General features: G+C 74.0%; 7 protein-coding genes. All 7 read right to left on the bottom strand.

Annotated features, from left to right (window positions below; all coding sequences use genetic code 11):
• The coding region (locus tag P1P75_RS20580; protein WP_319257471.1) for a non-ribosomal peptide synthetase at nt 1-12,841 on the bottom strand (12,841 nt) is incomplete at its 3' end.
• Nucleotides 12,842-12,877: 36 nt separating this feature from the next.
• Entirely contained in the window at nt 12,878-14,053 is a 1,176-nt protein-coding gene (locus P1P75_RS20585) for an alpha/beta fold hydrolase (protein ID WP_319257474.1), read from the bottom strand.
• A gap of 35 nt (nt 14,054-14,088) precedes the next feature.
• Nucleotides 14,089-15,033 carry a chlorinating enzyme gene (locus P1P75_RS20590; protein ID WP_319257476.1) on the bottom strand — a complete coding sequence of 315 codons (945 nt, stop codon included), beginning with the start codon at nt 15,031-15,033 and terminating at the stop codon, nt 14,089-14,091.
• A 20-nt stretch (nt 15,034-15,053) separates the two neighbouring features.
• A complete protein-coding gene (locus P1P75_RS20595; RefSeq protein WP_319257478.1) occupies nt 15,054-16,862 on the bottom strand; it encodes an amino acid adenylation domain-containing protein in 1,809 nt (602 codons plus the stop codon).
• Nucleotides 16,863-16,922: 60 nt separating this feature from the next.
• Complete coding sequence (locus P1P75_RS20600) at nt 16,923-17,873, bottom strand: DUF6039 family protein (protein WP_319257479.1); 951 nt, start codon at nt 17,871-17,873, stop codon at nt 16,923-16,925.
• Nucleotides 17,874-17,975: 102 nt separating this feature from the next.
• Complete coding sequence (gene fabD / locus P1P75_RS20605) at nt 17,976-20,534, bottom strand: ACP S-malonyltransferase (RefSeq protein ID WP_319257481.1); 2,559 nt, start codon at nt 20,532-20,534, stop codon at nt 17,976-17,978.
• A complete protein-coding gene (locus tag P1P75_RS20610; RefSeq protein WP_319257483.1) occupies nt 20,534-21,325 on the bottom strand; it encodes an enoyl-CoA hydratase-related protein in 792 nt (263 codons plus the stop codon). The genes fabD and P1P75_RS20610 overlap by 1 nt, the downstream gene beginning before the upstream one ends.

Consider the following 21,325-nt stretch of genomic DNA (forward strand, 5'->3'; position numbering starts at 1 on the left):
GCGCGGACGGGGCCTCCAGCCAGAGCCGGCGGCGGGCGAAGGCCGGCCGGGGCAGCGGGTGGCGGGTCGGCGGGTGCTCGGCGACCGTCCGCGCGTCGGGCTCGCTGACGATCAGGTGGGCGTTGGTGCCGCCGAGCCCGAAGGCACTGACGGCGGCGACCCTGGGACGGCCGGGGTCGGGCCAGTCCCGCAGGGCGGTGTTCGGATAGAACGGGGAGTCGGCGAAGTCGAAGCGCGGGTTGGGGTTCTCGCAGTGCAGGGTCGGCACGAGCTGCCGGTTCCTCAGTGCCAGTACCGCCTTGACCAGCCCGGCCGCGCCGGCCGCGCTGAGCAGGTGGCCGATGTTGGATTTGACGCTGCCGATCGCGCAGAAGCCTCGCGCGTCGGTGGTCTCCCGGTAGACGTCGGTCAGCGCCCGCAGCTCGATCGGGTCGCCGATCATCGTGCCCGTACCGTGCGCCTCGACCATGCCGACCCGTTCCGCGGACATTCCCGCGGTGGCCAGCGCACGGCGGATCGCCTTGGCCTGGGCCACCGGGTTCGGCGTGGTCAGGCCCATGGTGCGGCCGTCGTTGTTGACGGCCACCGCGTCGACCACCGCGAGCACCCGGTCACCGTCCTCGATCGCCCGGGCGAGCGGCTTGAGCAGCACCAGGCCGCAGCCCTCGCCGGGCACGAAGCCGTCGGCGTCCCGGTCGAAGGTGGCGCACCGTCCGGTCGGCGAGAGCGCCCGGACGGCGCTGAACTCCAGGTAGGGGCGCTCGTCCAGCAGGATGTCCACGCCACCGGCGATCGCCAGTTCGGATTCGCCCTCCAGCAGGCTGCGGCAGGCGAGTTGGACCGCTGCGAGGGCGGAGGAGCAGGCGCTGTCGACGACCAGGTTCGGGCCGTGCAGGTCGAAGTGGTGGGCGACCCGGGCGGCGACGAAGTTCTGGTCGCCGCCGAGCGCGGCCGCGCCGGAGCGCAGGCCGATCCGCCGGCCGTAGTCGCCGAGGCGGGCTCCGACGAACACCCCGACCTCGCGGCCTTGCAGCTCTTCGGTCCGGTACCCCGCGTCGGCAAGGCAGTTGACGGTCCCTTCGAGAACCAGCCGGACCGCCGGGTCGAGGCACCGGGCCTCTTCCTCGGTCATCCCGAACCACTCCGGGTCGAAATCCTCGATGCCGTCGACGAAACCGCCCCACCGGCTGATGCTGCTGCCGATCCGGTGTTCCGGCCGGTACAGCGCCCGATGGTCCCAGCGGCTCGGCGGGATCTCGGTGATGCAGTCCCGGCCCGCCGCCAGGGCGGCCCAGAAGGCGTCGGGGTCGGGGGCGCCGGGGAACCTGCAGTCCAGGCCGATGATCGCGATCCTGCGGTCGACAGGTTCCTGCGACGCGACCGGAAGCGGGACCGGAGCCGGAGCCGGGACCACGCCCGCAACCGGAGCCGGAGCCAAAGCCGGGACCGGAGCCGGGACCGGGGCCGCGACCGGAGCCGGGGCCGCGACCGGGGAGGGCTGGGTGACCGCCGTCGGAGGTCCGGCCGGCGCATGCCCGCGAGCTGACGGGATGCCGACGGCCGTGCGGTCCAGTCCGGCCTTCCGGAGGTGGGCGGCGAGCCGTTCGAGGGTCTGGTGCTCCAGCAGCACGGCCGGCTCCAGGCTGCTGCCGGTCTGCTGCTCGATCAGTTCGACGAGTTCGCCGAGCATCACCGACTCCACACCCAGGTCGGCGAACGGCGCGGTGGCGTCGAGGTCGGGCAGCGGGATCCCCAGCGCCTCGGAGAACAGGGTGAGCAGCCAGTCCGGCGGCGCGTCGGACAGCATCGGGGCAGCCGCGACCGACGGCACGTCAGAGGGCGCCAGGGCAGCCGCGACCGACGACACGTCAGAGGGCGCCAGGGCAGCCGCGACCGACGACACGTCAGAGGGCGTCACGGCAGCCGTGGCCGACGACACGTCAGAGGGCGTCACGGCAGCCGTGGCCACCGTGGCGGCCGGTGCGTCGACGGGCGCCGCCGCCGCGCGGTTCGCGTGCAGCAGGGTCGCCGGGTCGAAGCGTCCGGGCAGCGGGACGGCGGGCAGCAGCTGGGCGGGCAGCGTGCCGGTGAGGACGGCTTCGAGTACCCGCAGCCCCTCCTCGACGGTGATCGCGTCCAGCCCGGCGGGCGCGCAGCCGTCCGGCTGGCCGGCGCCCATGCCGGTGCCGAGCCAGGTCGGCCAGTGCACGCTGTGGAAGCGGGTGCGGCCGGTGCGGGTCCGGTCGGCGAGGTACTCCAGGTGCGCGTTGGCGGCGGCGTAGTCGCTGACGCCCGCGCCGAGACGGGGAACCAGGGTGCTGGCAGAGGACATCAGGACGAAGAACTCGGGCTGGACGGCGGCGCACAGCCGTACCAGCAGCTCGACGCCCGCCGTCTTCGGCTCGAACACCTCGGCGATGTCCGCGACCGCCTTGTGGACGAAGGAGGGCCGTCCCCGGCTGGGCAGTCCGGCGCAGTGCACCACGCCCTCGACCGGGCCGAGCGAGCTGCGGACCTGGGCGAGGAACGCGCCGAGCCCGGCGTCGGTGACGGGGGCCTCGCCGTGCAGCATCACCTGGGCGCCGGCGCGTTCCAGCGCCTGCACGTTGCGCACCGCGATCGCCTCGCGGTCCGTCAGCTCGGGCGCCGCCCAGCGGTGGCGTGGCGGCAGCGGGTGGGCGGCGGTCAGGGCGAGGCGGCGAGCGCCCCGTTCCACGAGGCGGCGGGCGACCTCGGCGCCGATGCCCCGGGTGCCGCCGGTGACCAGGTAGACCTTGGCCGGGTCGGCCGGGAACTCGGCGTGGGCCGCAACCCCCACCGGTTCCAGCACGGGCGCCAGCCGCTCGCCACTGCGGTGCCTGACCTCGGCGGTGGGCTCGTGGCCCGCCCATTCGGCGAGCAGTTGCCGGGCCAGTTCGGCGGGCCCGGCGTCGCTCTCGACGACGGTGGCGCGGACGGTGCGGTACTCCGCGCCGAGCAGCCGCACCACGCCCGCCATGCGGCGGCCGTCCGCGCCGCGGCGGTCGCGCACCGCGTGCACGATCCGCAGCCCGGTGCCGGGGCGGCGGACCAGCAGACGCTGCAGGGCGCCGAGTCGGGCCGTCCAGGGGCCGGGTTCGTGGACGGGACGGTCGAGTTCGCTCAGGTCGAGCCAGCCGGTGAGGTCGGGGTGCCGGTCGGCGAGGCCGTCCAGCAGGGCGATCGCGTCCCGCTCGCCGGTGAACCCGGCGTCGCCGTCGGCGGGCCCGCCCTCACGGACCAGGATCACCCGGTCGCGCCCGAAGGCCTCGGCGACCTGCCGGGCGGTCTCCCGGGAGCGGTCGGTGTAGAGGCAGACGATCCGTCCGGTCACCGGCTCGGGCCGGGGCTGCGCGGCGCTCCGCCAGCTCTTGGTGAAGAGCAGGGGCTGCCGCCCGTCGGGCTCCGGCACGGGTGGATCCTCCACGGTCGTCGCGGGCTCGGGCCAGTAGCGTCCGCGGGCGAACGGATAGCTGGGGGCGGCGGCCCAGCGGGGCCGGTCGCCGGTGTGCAGGCGGGACCAGTCGACCCGGCCGCCGGACGTCCAGTGCCGGGCGAGCGAGAGCAGGTCACGGTACGAGCCGTCGGCGGGGTGCGGTCCGGCGGGTGCGTCGGCCCCCGGGGTGCGGCCGCGGACGACCCCGCTGCTGTCGCCGTCGAGGAAGCGCAGCAGTTTCCCGCGCAGCTCGGCCGGGTCGGCGGCAACGACGGCGAGGCGTTCACGCAGCGGTTCGCGACCGGACTGCGCGGTGTGCGCGAGGTCGGCGAACGGCGGCAGCTCCGCACGGGTCAGGAACTCGGCCCAGCGGGCCGCGAGTTCGGTGAGGCGCTGCTCGTCCCGGGCGGACAGCACGAACAGCTGCGGGCCGGCCGGGCCGGCCGCCTCGGCGGGCGGATCCGGCAGGTACTCCTCGATCACCAGGTGGGCGTTGGCCCCGCCCGCGCCGAACGCGCTCAGTCCGGCCCGGCGCGGCACCGGGGCGCCGTCGGCGGTGTGGCGGACGGGCCACGGCGCGGCCTCGTGCTGGACGGTGAACGGGCTGCGCACCCAGTCGATGTCGGGGTTGAGCTGCTCGGCGTGCAGGGAGGGCACGAGCCTGCGGTGCCGCAGTTGCAGCAGCACCTTGGTGAGTCCGGCCAGCCCGGCGGCGGCCTCCAGGTGGCCGATGTTGGACTTGACCGAGCCGATCGGGCACGTCCCCGCCCCGACCCCGGCGAACGCGCGGGCCAGTCCGTTGATCTCCACGGGGTCACCGAGCGCGGTGCCGGTGCCGTGCGCCTCCAGGTAGCCGATGCTGCCGGCCTCGACGCCCGCGTCGCGCAGCGCCTCGGCCACCAACTCGCCCTGGGCGACGGGGTTCGGCACCATGTAGCCGCTGGTGCGGCCGCCGTGGTTGACGGCGGTGCCGCGGATCACGCCGTGGATCCGGTCGCCGTCGGCGAGGGCTTTGGCCAGCGGTTTCAGCAGTACCACGCCGACGCCCTCGCCGGGCGTGAAGCCGTCGCCGCCGGCGCCGAAGCTGCGGCAGCGGTGGTCGGTGGACGCCATGCGCAGCCGGTGCTGCTGGCGGAACTTGTGCGGGTGCGCGGACAGGTTGACGCCTCCGACCAGCGCGGCCTCGCACTCGCCCTGGCGAAGCGCGCGCACGGCCAGGTGAACGGCCGTCAGGGAGGCCGAGCACATGGTGTCGACGGTGAGGCTGGGGCCGTTCAGGTCCAGGAAGTACGAGACCCGGTTGGCGATTCCCGCGAGCGCTGATCCGGTGTCGGCGGCCGGGCCGGCGAGTGACTGCTCGACGCCGAGGAAGGGGTACTCGTTGTACATCGCGCCCGCGAACACGCCGACCCGTCCGCCGTGCTGCTCGCGCAGCCGGGCACGGGTGTAGCCGGCGTCCTCCAGCGTCTCCCAGGCGACCTCGAGGAAGAGTCGTTCCTGCGGGTCCATCAGGACCGCGTCGCGCGGGGAGATGGCGAAGAACAGCGGGTCGAACCTGTCGATGCCGTCCAGGAACGAGCCCCACATCAGGTCCACGGGCCAGCCCGGCCGGTGCCGGTCCGAGGGCAGCGGCCCGATCGCGTCGTAGCCCTGCTCCAGCAGCTGCCAGAACCGGTCCAGGTCCGCCGCCTTCGGGTAGCGGCCGGCCAGGCCGACGACGGCGATCGCCGTGTCCTCGGGCCGGTTCACGGCAGGTTCGCGCCGGCCGGCGGTGGCCTCGGTCCTGGCGGGCTGCCAGGGGCCGTCGGCGCGGGCGGCGAGTTCGGCGGCGATGCCGGCCAGGTCCTGGTGCTCGAAGAACAGGGTGCGGGAGACGGGCTCGGCGAAGTCCTCGGCGAGGCGGGCGTTCAGCAGCCCGACCACGTACGAGGTGAGGCCGTAGTGCTCCAACTGCACCTGGGGGTCGAGCCGTTCGACGGGGATGCCGGACGCCTCGGCGTAGACGTCGAGCACGTACCGCTGGACGGCGCCCGGTATCTCGGCGACGGGTGCGGGCGCGGCCGCTGTCGCCGGCGCTTCCCTGGTCGCGGGGCGCGCGGGCTTGGTCAGGCGGTACTCCTCCCCCGCGAACACCGTGCCCGGCAGCGGCACCCGGCGGCGGCCGGGCGACCACAGGGTGTGCCAGGCGACGGGTTCTCCCCGCAGCCACCCCGCGGCCGCGGCGTCGGCGTGCGCCGGGACCAGCTCGGCCACCGGACGGCAGGGGTTGGCCACCGCGTCCGCCAGCGACGGGGCGGTCCGCCCAGCGGCGAACTCACGCAGTGCGGCGCGGACTTCGGCGAGGTCGGAGGTCACCACGGCGAGACGGTGCGGCATGGGGACGCGGCCGTCCTGCAAGGTGAACGCCAGGTCGGCGAGAGCCGGCGACGCGCCGTTCTCCAGGTACGCGGCGAGCCTTTCGGCGGCGAGCCGCAGGCCGTCGGCGGAGCCGGCGGACAGCACCACCGCCTGCCGGCCGGGCGCGTACCCGTGGGCGGTGGCCGCGGGCCCGCCGTCGGCGGCGGCCGGTGCGGCCCGCAGCACCGCGTGGGCGTAGGCGCCGGAGGCGCCGACCGCGTTGACCACGGCGCGGCGGGGGGTCGCGGCCGACGGCCAGTCGACGAGCTGCTCGGGGACCCGCAGCGGCAGGTCGTCCCAGTCGACGAGGTCGCTGCGCCGCTTCGCGGTGAGCGTCGGGGCGATCCGGCCGTGCTCGAACTGCAGCAGGACCTTGAGCAGTTGGGACAGGCCCGAGGCGGACTCCAGGTGGCCGATGTTCGGCTTCACCGTCCCGGCCAGCACCGGGCTGCCCGCGAACACCGTGGCGAGCGCCTCGACTTCGGCGGCGTCGGCCATTCCCGCTCCGGCCACCGCGAGTTCGACGTAGTCGACCTGGGCGGGCGTGATACCGGCCCGTTCCAGGGCCGTGCCGAACGAGCCGGCCAGCGCCTGCGGGTTGGGCACGCCGAAGCGTCCGCCGCCGCCGGCATGTCCGATCCAGGTGGCCTCCAGCACGCCCCGGACCCGGTCGCCGTCCCGGTCGGCGGCCGCCACCGGGCGCAGCAGGACGGCGGCCACGCCTTCGCCGGGGCACCAGCCGGAGCTGTCGGCGGCGAAGGCCCGGACCGGCCCGCCCTCGGCGAGCAGTCCTGCCTCGGCGAGCAGGGCGAGGTGGTACGGGTGGGCGACCAGGTTGACCGCGCCGACCACGGCAGCGTCGCACTCGCCGCGCCGTATGGCCTCGGCGGCGAGATGGAGGGCTGTCAGGGAGGAGGAGCAGGCGGTGTCGACGGCGACACTCGGGCCGTCGAAGCCGAAGTGGTGCGAGATCCGGCCGGGTATGTCGCCGGCCAGGGCGGCGACCCGGGCGGCTGCGTCGGCGTCCCAGGTCTCCTTGCCGCTGTGCTGGTGGTCGTGCCACATGGCCGCCGTGAACACGCCGACCCGGGGCGCGGTGGCGCGCAGCGAATCAGTGGTGTGACCGGCGTCCTCCAGGCAGGTCCAGACGGTCTGCAGCAGCAGCCGTAGCTGCGGGTCGAGCGCGGCGGCCTCGACCGGGGCGACCCGGAAGTGCAGGCTGTCGAACCTGTCGATGTCGGTGAGGAAGCCGCCGTGCAGCCCGGCGGGCAGCCGGCCGTCCTCGGCGACGCCCCGCCCTGCGGGCAGCGGGCCGACGGCGCACTGACCGGTGCGCAGTTGCTCCCAGTACTGCCCCAGGTCCTCGGCGCCGGGGAAGCGACCGGCCATGCCGACCACCGCGACCTCGGGGGGCTTCACCTCCGCGCCGTCCGCGGCCCGCGCGGGCTGCTCTGGCTGCTCTGCCTGCTCTGGCTGCTCGGCCTGCCCGGCCCGCGCGGGCTGCTCGGCGAAGGGTGGCCGCAGTTCGGCGGTGCCGGTCCGGTCGACACCGCCGCCCATGAAGGAGTGCAGGAAGACGTGGCCGTCGTCGAGGGCGAACTGGTCGCGGATGTCGTCGAAGGTCAGCGTGCCGACAGGGCAGAGCCCGATGCCGCAGGCCGCCTGACCGGTCATCAGCAGTTGCCCGATGTATCCGGCCTCCAGCATCAGGAAGCGCTCGGCGACCTCCTGGTAGAGCGGGGCGATCCCGCGGGTCTGACCGATCAGGAAGATCCCGAACGCGGACCCGTCGAACACCGGCCGGTTGTAGTAGAAATGCACGGCGCGGTCGATCCGAGGTTCGGCGTTGACCAGTTCCAGCGCGTGCCCGCGCGGGTCGTAGTAGTAGATGCCGCCGGCCAGCCCGTCGACGGCGTCCGGCTTGACATGCACGTACGCCTGCACCGCATAGGTGTCCCCGGCCGACGGGTACAGGCGGCGGGTGCCGCCCTTGGCCGGGGCCTCGCGCAGCAGGCCGAGCAGCCGGGTGAGCGCCTCGGCCGGCAACGGGGTGTCCCGGTAGTCGCGGCGGCTGCCGCGCCAGTCGTAGTACGCGGGGTGGACCGTCGCTTCCGGGAGCGCGACGCGCTGTGCGCCGGGCGCGGGGCGGCGCAGGTTCCAGGAGGCGGCCTTGAACGCGTCCCGCTCCTGCGGCGAGAACATGTCCACGGCGGCGGGGCCCGTCTCCGGTTCCGGCACGGCGGGGGCGGCGGCCGGTTCGGGCTGGGCCTGAAGGCCGAGGCGCTCGGCGAGGATCCGGGCGATGCCGGCGGCGGTCGGCTCGGAGATCAGCGCCGAGACCGGCACCCGCTGCCGGTACTGCTGACGCAGCCCGGCCGAGACCTGGACCATGGTGAAGGAGGTCGCGCCCTGGTCCCAGAGGTCCCGCGCCTGGTCGACGGTGTCGACGCCGAGGTGGCGGGCGAACATGGCCGCGACCTCCTCGGCCAGCCCCGCCACGGCCGGGAGACCTGGTGCGGGGGCGGGCGGTGCCTCGACGAGGGCGGCTTCGGTGACCGGAGTCGACGGTGCCTCGGGTCCGGCGAGCGGTGCGGTGTCCAGCGGCCAGGGCAGCGCCCCGCGGTCCAGCTTGCCGTTGGCGGTGGCCGGGAAGGACGGCAGCAGCGCCACGAAGTTCGGCACCATGTACCCGGGCAGGGCCTCGGCGGTGTGCGCGCGCAGTTCGGCGGCGGTGACGGCCGGGGCTGCCGGGTCGGTGATGACGTACGCGACGAGTTTGGCGTCGTTGCCGGGCGGTTCGCTGTCGCGCAGCACGGCGACGGCCTCCTGCACGGCGGGGTGCGTGCGCAGGCGGTGCTCGACCTCGCCGAGTTCGACCCGGTGGCCGCGGATCTTCACCTGGCGGTCGCCGCGCCCGGCGATCTGCAGGTTGCCGTCGGGGAGCCAGAGCGCCCGGTCCCCGGTGCGGTACATCCGCTCGCCGGGGGTGCCGGCGAACGGGTCCGGCAGGAACAGCCGGGCCGTCAGTTCCGGCTGGTTGCAGAAGCCGACTGCCAGGCATTCCCCGCCGGTGTACAGGTCGCCCTCGACGCCGATCGGGCAGGGCTCGAGGCGTTCGTCGAGCACGTAGTGCCGGGTGTTGTCGATCGGCTTGCCGTAGGGGATGCTGCGCCACCCGGGGTCGACGCCGGTCACCCGGTAGATGTTGGACCAGACGGTGGTCTCGGTGGGCCCGCCCATGGCGATGGTCTCGGCGTTCGGGAACGCCTCGCGGATCGCACCGGGCAGGGACAGCGGGATGAAGTCGCCGGCCAGCGCGACGATCCGCAGGTGGCCGGCGGCGGGGTCGCCGGTGCCGGGGGTGAGCAGCGGGGTGAGCTGGTGCAGGGTGGTGGGTGCCGAGTTCCAGAGCGTGATCGGCTCGGAGAGCAGGACGTCGAGCAGCAGTTGCGGGTCGCGCTGCTGGGTCTCGTCGGCGAGGTAGACGCCCGCGCCGCCGCCGAGCAGGCCGAGCATGTCGAAGACGGAGAGGTCGAAGCTGAGCGAGGTGACGGCGAGTCCGATGTCGGACGGCCGCAGCTCGAAGGTGCGGTGGCAGAAGTTCAGCAGGTTGCGCACCGAGCGGTGGGCGACCTGGACGCCCTTGGGGGTGCCGGTGGAGCCGGAGGTGAAGATGACGTACGCGGTGTCGTCCCGGGTGCCGCGGGTCTCCGGGTCGTCCTCGCGGGCGGCGGGCCCGGTGATCGCCGGGTCGCTGTCGGTCTTCAGGGCGGTGACGTCGGCGGGCAGCGGCAGGGCCGGGGTGTCGGAGGTGGTCAGCACGGTGGTGGCCCGGGCGAGTTCGAGCATCGCGGTGACCCGGGCGCCGGGCAGCGCGGGGTCGATCGGCAGGTAGCCGGCGCCGGCCTTGAGGATGCCGTAGAGGGCGGCGACCATCTCGGGTGTGCGCCGGATCCGCACGCCGACCAGCTGCTGCGGGCCGACGCCCGCGGCGATCAGACGGTGGGCGATCCGGTTCGCGCGGCGGTTGAGTTCCCCGTAGGTCATGGTGCCGCCGCGCCAGCGCAGGGACACCGCTTCGGGAGCGCTGACGGCCTGGCGCTGGAACATCAGGTGCACGGGGCCGTCGTCGGGCACCGGGACGCCGGTGTCGTTCCAGGTGTACAGCACGGTGTGCCGTTCCTCCGCCGTGAGCCCGCCGCTGGGGTGTTCGGCCCAGGTGGCGTCGTCGGCGAGCAGCCGCAGGTCGTTCTCGAAGGCGGCGAACATCTGCTCGGCGAGGCCGGCCGGGAAGTCGGCGTCGACGATGTCCCAGCAGTAGCGCAGTTCGTCGCCCTCGGCGACGGCGACGCTGTCCAGGGCGCAGCCGGGGGTGCTGGTCAGCCATTCGCCCTGGTGGACGCCGTCCGGCAGCGGCCGGTCGGTGAGGTCGACGAGGGCGGTGTAGACCACGGGGTAGGCGGCGTCGCTGCCGCGGAGCACCTGGCGGCGCATCTCGCCGAGGCCGCCGGAGCCGCCCTCGGCGAGGTCGGCGTCGAGGACGCGGCGGTAGCGGGCCGCGGTGGCGGTGAGCGGGAGTTCGGCGGGCGCGGCGGTGACCCAGGTCATGAAGGAGTGCTCGCCGGGGCGGGCGGCTTCGGCGCTCTCCGGCCAGAGCACCACGGGCAGTGCGTAGGGCTGTTCGGTGCGGCTGGAGACGGCCCGGGTGAGTGCGGCGAGCAGCAGGTGGTCGGGGTGCAGGCCGTGCTCGGCGGCCCGGCGGACCAGCCGGCGGTAGCCGTCGATCCGGCCGGCCAGGCGGGTGCGGCCGCGGCCGGCGCGGGCGGGGCCGCCGGGCGGGGCGAGTTGCGGTCCGGCGGGCAGCTCGGCGAGCCGCTGACGCCAGTAGAGGGCCTGTTCGGCGGTGGGGCTCGCGGGGACCGGGTCGGATCCGGCCGGTACGGGCCGGGCGGCCGGGTCGGCGTACAGCCGCCACAGGTCGCGGAACAGGCGGTGGATGCTCAGGCCGTCGGCGACCAGCAGGTCGAAGGCGCAGTGCACGACGCTGGACCCGCCGTCGTCGCGGGTCACCCGCACGTCGAGCAGCGGCCAACTGCCGAGCGGGAAGGCCTGGTTGGTCATCTCCTCGCGGATCGCATCGCGCAGTGCGGGGTGCGCGGCCGGGTCGCCGGCCTGGATCACCGGAACGGACCACTGCTCGAGGCCGTGCTGACGGACTCTCACTCCGTCGGCGGCGAAAGCGGTGCGCAGTACGGCGTGGCCGTCGACCAGGCGGCGCAGCGCGTCGGCGAGTGCGTCGACGTCGAGTGCGTCGACCTCGAAGCTCTGGTAGCACTGGCAGCCCTCGGTGGGCCCGTCGCCGGGGACCGTGCGGGCGACCATGTACGCCTCCTGGAGGGCGCGGGGCGGCCGGGGGTCCAGGGCGGCTTCGGTACAGGCGGCGGTCAGGGCGTTGCCGAAGGCGGCGAAGGCGGTCTCGACGGCGCCGGGGGCGAACCGGGTGGGGTCGATGTCCCAGCGGTAGCGCAGTGCGCCGTCCTGCTCCCACATCTGGTGGTCGAGGGCGACGTCGGTGGTCTGGCTGACGCCGTACTCGATGGCCGCGCCGAAGCCGCCGGCGACGCCGGGCGGCGGGCCGACGTTGAGCAGGCTGGTGAAGACGACGGCGGGCGCGGGCGGGCCGGTGCGCTGTTCGCGCAGTGCCTCGATGCCGGAGACCAGGCCGTGCCGCAGGTGTTCGCCGAGGCGGGCGTGCACCGCGGCCGCCTGCTCGTCGAGGGTCTCGTCGGCCTCGCGTTCCAGGACCAGGACCGCGGTCGAGGTGAACGGGCCGACCGTGTGGGGGGTTTCTGTGGGCAGGTACGGGCGGCTGCTGGTGGTGACCACCAGGGCGGTGCGCTGCTGCGGGTGCCGGCGGTCCAGCGCCTCGGCGAACAGGGCGAGGACCAGGGCGGTCGGCGAGACCCCGAGCCGGACGGCCCGCGCGGTCAGAGCCTGCCACTGGGCGGCGGGCAGTACGGCGTCCAGCGGGCGGCGTTCGCGGCAGCCGCCGGCGGGGACGGGGGCCAGGACCGGGGCGACCAGGGCGGGCCCGGCCGGCAGCTCGGCCAGTTCGGCGGCCCAGTAGTCGCGATCCGCTCGGTGGGCGTCCGTGCCGCGTTCGGCGAGCAGAGCGGGCACCAGTTCGGCGACGGACGGTCCGGCGGCGGGCAGCGGCTGCTCGGGGCGGTGGTAGCGCTGGTGCCACTGCTGGAGCAGCACCGCGTAGCCGTGGCCGTCGGTGATCAGGGTGTCCAGGCTCAGGTGGACGATGTCGGGGCCGGTTGCGGTGCGGGTGACCTCGATGGCGAACAGCGGCCATTCGCCGGGCCGGTAGCAGCGGTGCGAGAGGCGGGCGCGGACGGTGTCGCGGTCCTCGGCGCCGCCGGGTGGGTGCACGGGCAGCTGCCAGTCGTCGGCTGCCGGCCGGATGTGCTGGCGCCCGTCGTCGTCGACGACCGCGCGGAGCATGCCGTGCTGGTCGATCAGGTCCTGCCAGGCCTGCCGCAGCCGGTCGGGGTCGAGGTCGGGGACGGCGAACTCGCGGTACAGGTGGCAGCCGACCGCCTCACCGCCCAGGTCGCTGCACTTGGCGACCAGGTAGGACTGCTGCAGGTCGGTGACCGGGAACGGCTCCCGCTCGTCGGCGCGGACCTCGGCGGCGGGGCGCGGGGCGGTCTCGGCAGCGGGTCGCGGGGCGGTCTCGGCGGCCGTTCGCGGGGCGGTCTCGGCGGTCTTCGCCGCCACCCTCGCGACGAGTTCGTCGAGGGTGGCGGCGGCGAGCCAGGCCGGTGGCAGGTCGAGGCCGAACTCGCGCCGTACGCCCGCCCACAGCCGGGTCAGCGCCAGCGAGGTGAGGCCCCAGTCGGCCAGTCCGCCCGGCGGCAGTGGTTGCGCTCCGTCCGGGCGCACCTCGGCCAGGATCCGGTGCAGGGTCCGGACAGCCGTCATCCCTGTCTCGTTGCTCGTTTCCACGTGAGTCCCGTCTCAGCGCGGGGCGGCCTGGCCGCCGGGGTGCTCGCGCAGGAAGCCCAGCGCGAGTTCGCCCAGTCGGCCGCCCAACTTGAAGAGTGAGATGTGATCGCCGGTGGGCTCGACGCTGAGCGTCGCGTTGGGCAGCCGCCGGGCCACCTCGGCCGATCCGAGCGGATTGGCCGTGCTGTCGTCCTCGCTGGTGACCACCAGCGTGGGGTGGTCGACGCCGACCAGCAGCGGGTTGACGTCGATGTCGGTGATCGCGCCGTTCAACCGGCAGTAGCGGTAGAAGAGTTCGGCGGTGGCGAAGGGGTAGAGCACCAGGTGGGCCAGGTCCGGCGGGGTGCCGCCGAGCATGGTGCCGAGGAACACCGCGTGCACGGCGGCGGCGGTGTCGCGGTCCTCCGCGGCCATGGCCATCAGCGCCTGGATGTTGCGGTGGTGGTCCAGCTTCGGTGAGTCCGGGCCGAGTTCGTACGCGCCGTGCCAGAGGCTGAGCGAGTGGATCCGCTCCGGGCTGCGGCGGGCCGCGGCGAGCGCGATCACGCTGCCGCCACAGAACCCCAGCAGGTGGGCGGTGCGGATGCCGAGGTGGTCCATGACCGCGAAGACGTCCTCGGCCTGCGCCTCCGTGTCCCAGGCGAGTGCGTCGAAGTCGGGTTCGTCGGCGAAGAGGCCGCGGGTCTCCCAGGTGACGACCCGGTATTCGCCGCCGAGCAGTTCCAGCCAGCTGTGGCACAGTTCGGCCGGCATTCCGCAGGCGGAGGCGATCAGGACCGCGGGCGCGGCCGGGTCGCCGGCCGTGTAGACGGGTATCCGGGCGCCGTCGGGTGCGACGGCGTCGGAGGCGGTGCGGAACCTGTCGAAGGAGGCGGCGGCCACCCGGTCGGCGATCCCGGTGATCTCGGCCGGGTCCTTCGGGAGGTCGTCCAGCTCGGGCCGGCCGAGGGCCGGCCCGAGCCGTTCGCCGATGATCTGTTCGAAGACGCCGCTCTCACCGTCCGGGGCGGCCGGCCCGACGGCCAGCGGGACGCCGAGCCGCTCGGCCAGCGCGACCAGCAGCTGGGCGCGCGGGCCGGCGGGAGCGGCCACCCGGGCGGGCGGGTCGAGACGCGGGGCCAGTGCCCGCAGGCCGTGCACCGCCTCGGCGAGTGCGGCCGCGGCGGCCCGGGCCTGGTGCTCGGTCATCGGCTCGAACGCCTTCCGGTCGGTGTCGGTCGGTGTCAGCGGGTGGTGAACGGGTGGCCGAGGGTGGTCCGCGTGGCCATCCGGTTGTGGTCGTACCGGTTCTCGCCGCCGACCAGGACGGCGCCGTAGCGCTCCAGCGAGACGGTGCCGCCGTACTCCTCGATCTGCTCGGTGTCGGGGTAGACCCGCACCGAGGTCGGCACGTACCGGCCGGCGAAGCCCAGGCGCATCTCGTCGGTCTTGCCGCTGTGCGGCCAGGAGGCGTGCATCAGGGTCGACCAGAACATGATCGCCTCGCCGGGGCGCATCACCATCGACACCGCCTGCGACTCGTCGGGCTTGAAGTCGGGGTCGACCTGCAGCTCGCGGTAGTCGTAGCCGAAGAAGCCGCGGCGGATGCCGCCCTTGTCCACCTGGTTGATGGCGTCCGGGGTGTAGTGCATCTTCTTGGTCTCGTCGTAGTTCATCCGGGTGTGGGTGCCGGGGATGAACTGCAGGCAGCCGTTGTCCTCGTTCGCCTCGGTGAACGCCGTCCACACGGTGATGGTGCCGCCGAAGTCCTTGTGCTCGTCGGGCCACAGGATCTGCGGCTCGCCCGAGGCGTTGGCGAAGGTGTCGGCCTGGTGCCAGTCGGTGCCCTCGTCACCCGGGTACTTCGGGAAGAACTCGCTGCGCCAGCACAGCACGTCGGGCCCGAGCACGCTCGCCACCCGGCCGACGATCTCCGGCCGGCAGATGTGGTCCGCGAGGAACTGCGAGTCCAGGTGCCGGTCGTAGTTGGAGATGTTGGTGTTGCCGGACTGCGCCGCCTCGTCCTGGTAGACCGCGTTGCTGCGGTCCATGAGCCTCAGCCGCTCGACCCGCCAGCGGCGCTGCATCTCCTCGATCTCGTACACCTTGAACGGGCCGAAGTAGCCGCGCTCGTGGAAGCTGGCACGCTCCTCGGGCGTCAGCGTGAAACCGCCGGTCACCTCGGGCACGGTGGTGCTCCTCTCTTCATTCACTTCGGGTCCTGCGCGTCCACGCAGGCGGACAGGTGGCGGACGGTCGCCGCGTCGAGTTCCGCGCCGGTCAGCGACAGCTTCCAGCGACGGTTGACGGAGGCGATCACCCGCATGAACGCCAGCGAGGTGGCGCCGTGCTCGAACAGGTCGTCGTCGAGGCCGATGCCCGGCCGGTCCAGCACCTCGGTGACGATCGCGTCGACCTGGGCTTGCGTGGGCGTCAGTTCCGCGCCGCCGCCCGCCCGGCCGGCCGGGGCCTGCCGGTGTCGCAGGGTGGGCAGGGCCGAGCGGTCGACCTTGCCCTGCGCGGTGGTCGGCACCTCGGTGATCAGCCGGTACGCGGAGGGCCGCATGTGCTCGGGCAGCGTGTTCGAGGCCCGGGAGGACACCTCGGCGACCAGCCGGCCGAGCGCCTCGTCGTCGATCTCGGCGCCGGCCGGCGGCACCAGGTAGGCCGTCAGGCGGACGTCGCCCTCGCCGTGGTCCTGCGGGACGACGATCGCCGAGGCCAGCCGCGGGTCGTCGGCGAGCAGCGCCTCGATCTCGCCGGGCTCGATCCGGAAACCGCGGATCTTGATCTGGTCGTCGGCCCGGCCGGCGTACAGGTACTCGCCGTCGGCGGTGCGCACCGCGCGGTCGCCCGAGCGGTACAGGCGCACGGCGTCCGCGCCGGAGCCGACGGTGCGGAAGCGCTCGGCGGTCAGCTCGGGGCGGCGGTGGTAGCCGCGGGCCACGCCGGTACCGCCGACGTACAGCTCACCGGGAGTGCCGTCGGCGACCGGGCTGCCGTCCTCGGCGAGCAGGTGCAGGGTGACCTCGGGCAACGGGCGGCCGATCGGGCTGACACCGGGCTCGTCGAGGTCGGCCCGGGTGATCGCACGGGCCGTCACATGGACGGTGGTCTCGGTGATGCCGTACATGTTGACCAGGGCGGGCCGGTCGTCGCCGTAGCGGGCGAACCAGGGCTCCAGCAGCTTCACGTCCAGGCGCTCACCGCCGAACACCACCAGGCGCAGCGCGGGCAGCGTCGCGGTGGAGGCGCCCACCAGGCGGCGGAAGGCGGACGGGGTCTGGTTGAGCACCGTGACGCCCTCGTCCGCGAGCAGCTTGTGCAGCAGCTCCGGGGAGCGGACGGTCTCGGTGCCGGCCACCACCAGGCGGCCGCCGTGCAGCAGCGCGCCCCACAGCTCCCAGACCGAGAAGTCGAAGCTGATCGAGTGGAACAGCGTCCACACGTCGTCGGCTCGGTAGCCGACCAGGTCGGCGGTCTGCTCGAAGAGCCGGGTCACGTTGCGGTGTTCGACCAGAACGCCCTTGGGAACGCCGGTCGACCCGGAGGTGTAGATGACGTATGCGAGGTCGCTCTCCCGGGACTCCTCGACCGTGGCGAGCGCGGCCGGTGCGGCCGGTGCCTCGGTGTCGCGGTCGAGCCAGACCACCGGGGCCTCGCAGTGGGTGAGGCGCTCGGCGACCCGGGACACCGAGACCACGGCGGACACCTGGCTGTCGTCGAGCAGGAAGGCGACCCGGTCGGCGGGGTAGGCCGGGTCGACGGGCACGTACGCGGCCCCCGCCTTGAGGATGCCGAGCAGGCCGACCACCAGGTCGGCACTGCGGTCGACGCACAGGCCGATGAGCCGGTCGGGGCCGGCGCCGCCCGCCCGCAGCCGGGCGGCCACCGCGTCGGCCTCGGCGTTCAGTTCGCGATAGGTGAGGGCGCGGTCCGCCCCGCTCACCGCCACGCGGTCCGGCGTCCTGGCGGCCTGGACTTCGAAGAGTTGGTGCAGCGTCTTGCCGGAAACCATGGCGGATCTCCCATCCGGTACGGGTTCGCGGGGCGGGCGGCCGAAAGCCCGCGGGGACGGTCAGTCCTGGGCGGCGGCGATCTTGGTGGCGTACATGCCCCAGTGCTGCGGGGTCAGGGCCAGGTCCTGCAAGCTGCCCTGGACGAACATCCGCTCCCAGCCACCGCCGCCCTTCTCCTCCGGGATCCACTGCTTGGTGAACACCTCGCGCGCGGCCGGCATGGTGCGCGCCCGAAGGCCCATCAGGTTGTAGTAGGAGGTCAGCTTCCGCAGGTGGATGAACCAGTGGATCCGGTCGGACAGGCCGAACGCCTCCTCGTAGAGGAAGATGGTCGCCTCGCCGCCGAGCGAGGCGTTCCAGCTCTCGGTCAGCGCGCGGGCGAACTCCCGTCCCTCGGCCCGGAACTCGTACTTCAGCTCGCCGGTGCGGTGCATGATGATGCCGGAGTTCGCGGAGTGCAGCAGCTCATCGGGCTTCTGCGAGGTCTGGTGCTCCGCGGTCGGCACCACGAAGCGGTCCAGGCCACCGTCGTCGACCACCGAGGACAGCTCGGTGTCGGCCGTGCCGTACATGCCGAAGCTCTGCGGGATCAGCACCGTCTCCTTCAGGCCGCCGTCCAGGAACATCCGGTCCCAGGAACCTCCGCCGCGCTCCTCCGGGATGCGGTTGCGGAACATCACCTCGCGCCAGCCCTCGTCCTGGGAGCCCATCCGGACGAGGGTCTCGTACGCCTCCAGGGAGCGCATGTGCAGAAGCCAGTGCAGGGTGTCCTTGGTCCCGAAGGTCTCCTCGTAGACGAAGGTGGTCGCCACGCCGACGTACTGGGTGTTCAGGTACTCGGACAGCTCACGGGCGAACTGCCTGCCCTCCGAGCGGAATTCGGCCCGCAGCTGCCCGACGCGCTCGACCACGACACCGGCGTTCGCCGAGTGCAGGATATCCGTGACCGGAATGGACGTCTGCTGCTGCGCGACCGGGGTGGAAAATTCGGAATCGGCCTTCTCGGTCATGAAAGGACTCCTTGGCGAATGGTTCGAATTTCTTCTTCCCGCAGCACAATTAGGTCATTTATCCGGAGAACTGCGCAGCTCACTATTGAGCAGGCCGGCGATTTATCGGCCCAGTGAGGAGAAACGGTCTCGGAGGACCTGGGCCGCGCCGGCCATCAATGCCTCGGCGACGGCGTCGACGTGGCGGTTGCGCCAGTCGGCGAGCGCGGTCCCGGCGGCGAAGCGGTTGAACGCACCGATCGCCGGGCCGGTGTGGATCTGGTAGTTGACGCGCTCGGCCGGGTCGCCGCGCATCGCCATCCGGGTGCTGTGCACGAAGTACCAGCGGAACACCAGCGCCATCCGGTGCCTGGGGTCCCGCTCGGCCCGCTCGACCTCCTGCGGGCGGCCGACCCGCAGGTAGTACTCGCGGGTCTCCTTCCAGACCTGCTCGAGGTCGCGGCGGAACCAGCCCTCCTCGATCGTCCGCCGCAGCTTGGCGTCGATCGACTCCAGGCCGTCGTACTGCCGGTACACCTGGTACAGCTTGTTGGCGCGTGCCGCGAACAGCGTGCCGCGCCCCAGCACCTGCACCCGCGCGCCGATCTCGAACATGTCACCGGCCGGCGCGTACCCGGTGTCCTGGACGTCGGCCTGCGCCAGCAGGTCCTTCACCGTGTCGGACGTCCCGGCCTGCGGGGTGCACTGGTTGACCGATCCGGTGACCACGAAGTCCGCGCCCAGCACGAACGCCGCCGCCAGGCCCTCCGGCGCGCCGAGGCCGCCCGCCGCGCCGATCCGGATGCCGTCGGGGTAGCCGCGCTCGGCCACGATCGAGTCCCGCAGGCCCGTCATCGCGGGCATCAGGGTGTACGCCACCGCGGCGTCCGTGTGCCCACCCGAGTCGGCCTCCGCGCACACCTCCCCCGCCAGCGGCAGCGCGCGGCCCGCCTCGGCCTCCGCGGCGCTCAGCAGCCCGTCGTCGAGCAGCGACCGCACCAGCGCCTCCGGCGCGGGCTCCATGAACGCCGTCGCCACCTCCGGCCGGGACACCTTGGCCAGCAGCCGGTTCGGCGCCACGGCCCGGCCCGCGCCGTCCCGGTGCGCCCGGCTCAGCCGGTACAGCACCAGAGCCCGGGTCGGCCGGGTGAAGCCCGACGCCTCGACGAACCGCACCCCGTGCCGCAGGAACAGCCGCACGGTGGACTCCTCCAGCTCCGGGTCGTGCAGCGCGTGCAGCAGGTTCATCCCGAAGCTGCCGTCCGGGCCCAGCTCGCCGCGGAGCGTGGCGATCGCCGCCTCGATCCGCTCGGTGCGCAGTCCGCCGGTCCCGAAGTACCCGAGCAGCCCCGCCCGCGCCATCCTGGCCACCAGTTCGGTGGAGGCGATGCCCTTGTACATCGACCCGGCCAGGTACGCGTAGCGCACCCCGTAGTCGGCCCGGAACGCGGCCGAGCCCAGCCGTTCCGGGGTCAGTGCGGTCATACCGTCGGCCGAACGCCCGGCCCCAGGAGCCGCCGGGCCCGCGACCGCGCCGGACCGGGACGGAGAAGGGTAAGGGGAAGGGGAAGGGGAAGGGGAAGCGGAAGCGGAAGGCGCCAGACCGGCGGCCGGTGCCGAGGCGGGCACGGCAGACGCCAGGCCGACGGCCGCAACCGAACCAGACACGGCGGGTGCCGCCCGCCCGGCGGCGGATGCCCCGTCAGGTACCTCTCCGGCCTCTCCGGCCTCCGCGGGCCCCGGGGCGCTGCCCGCGGCGGCCTGCGGTTCCGGCGCCGGCCCGTTCGCCGTGTCCTTGACCGCCGCTTCCTTGACCGCCGCTTCCTTCACCGCCGCTTCCTTCACCGCCGCGTCCCACAGCCCCGTCAGCACCCGGCCGGGGCCCTGTTCGGCGACCTGGTGGACGCCCTGCGCCAACAGGTGGCGCATGCTCTCGGACCAGCGGACCGCGCTGTGCACCTGGGCGGCCAGCAGCCGGCGGACCTCGCCGGGGCGGTAGGGCCGGGCGGTGACGTTGGCGATCACCGGGATACGGGGGTCGCGCAACTCGAAGCCGTCCAGGAAGGCGGCGAACTCGCGGGCGGCGTCGGCCATGTGACGGGAGTGGAAGGCGGCGCTGACCCGCAGCGGGACGCAGCGGCCCGCGCCCGCGGCGGTGACGGCCCCGGCGGCGCGGCGCAGCGACTCGACGGGGCCGGAGAGCACCACCTGTTCGGCGGAGTTGAGGTTGGCCAGGTCGACGTCGTCAACGCCGGCCTCGGCGAGCAGACCGGCGATCCGGGCGACGCCGGGACCGACCACGGCGGTCATCGCGCCGCCGGTGGCCCGGCCCATCAGTTCGCCGCGGCGGGCCACCAGGGCGAGTCCGGTCTCGAAGTCGAAGGCGTCGGCGGCGAGCAGCGCGTTGTACTCGCCGAGGCTGTGTCCGGCGAGGTAGTCGGGGGCGGGTTCGCGGGCCGCGTACGCGCGCCGGGTCAGCTCGTTGACGACGAACAGCGCGGGCTGCAGGTAGCGGGTGTCGGTGAGCCGCCCGCCGGAGTCGTCGAGGCAGAGCTCGCGCACCGAGAAGCCGAGGATCCGGTCGGCGGCGGCCATCGCCTCCGGGTAGCGGTCGAACAGGTCACGGCCCATGCCGCGGCGCTGCGCGCCCTGGCCGGGAAAGAGCCACGCGGTCCGCCGCATCACGAGCCGCCCTCCCACGGGAAGCGCTGCCGTTCGGCGAAGTCGGCGATCCGGCGGCCGACGCCGTCGGAGGACATCAGCCGGGCGAACTCGTCGATCGCGGTGCGCTCGACCTCCGGCGTGATGATCCACATCTTGGCGAAGTACCGCTTCAGGTCGCCGACCGTGGCGCCCTCCACCTTCATGACCCGGTAGGCGAGTTTGCGCAGCGCCGGCTGGAGCGGGTCGGCCAGCTGGTCGGCCAGGCCGGACAGCAGTGCCTGATCGGCCGTCACCGGCAAAGTGCTCAGGCTCATCGCGTACGCCTTCTGGAAGCCGGTGCGCCGGATCAGGAACGGGGCGACGCTGCACGGCAGCAGGCCCCACAGCGCCTCGGGCAGGCTGAACGTGGTGCGGGGCGTGGCGAGCACGAAGTCGCTGGCGGCGACCAGGCCGACGCCGCCGCCGGCCACCCGGCCGTCGACGGTGGCGACCACCACCCGGGGGGTGAGGGTGAGGCGTTTCAACAGGCCGAGGAACTCGGCGCCGCCCTGCGCCGCCCGCTCCCGGTCGGGGCGGCCCTCGGCGGCCGCCCCGAGCAGGTCCATGCCGGTGCAGAACACGCCGTCGCCGCCGGTCAGCACCACCACCCGGCAGTCCGGGTCGGCCTCGGCCGTGTCGAGCGCCGCGTGCAGTTCCCGGATCATCGCGGTGTCGATGCTGTTCTGCGCGTCCGGGCGGTCGAGGGTGACGGTGAGGACGCCCGGCACTGCGGAGAGCCGGATCGTGCGGTGCCCCGTGCTCAGGTCCAT

Origin of the sequence: Streptomyces sp. ID05-39B (assembly GCF_033794725.1) — a bacterium.
Classification (GTDB): Bacteria; Actinomycetota; Actinomycetes; order Streptomycetales; family Streptomycetaceae; genus Streptomyces; species Streptomyces bobili.

Coding starts and splice junctions, on each gene's coding strand:
- P1P75_RS20585 (WP_319257474.1), bottom strand. CDS start 14,053: ATGACCGAGCACCAGGCCCGGGCCGCCGCGGCCGCACTCGCCGAGGCG.
- P1P75_RS20595 (WP_319257478.1), bottom strand. CDS start 16,862: ATGGTTTCCGGCAAGACGCTGCACCAACTCTTCGAAGTCCAGGCCGCC.
- P1P75_RS20600 (WP_319257479.1), bottom strand. CDS start 17,873: ATGACCGAGAAGGCCGATTCCGAATTTTCCACCCCGGTCGCGCAGCAG.
- fabD (WP_319257481.1), bottom strand. CDS start 20,534: ATGCGGCGGACCGCGTGGCTCTTTCCCGGCCAGGGCGCGCAGCGCCGC.
- P1P75_RS20610 (WP_319257483.1), bottom strand. CDS start 21,325: ATGGACCTGAGCACGGGGCACCGCACGATCCGGCTCTCCGCAGTGCCG.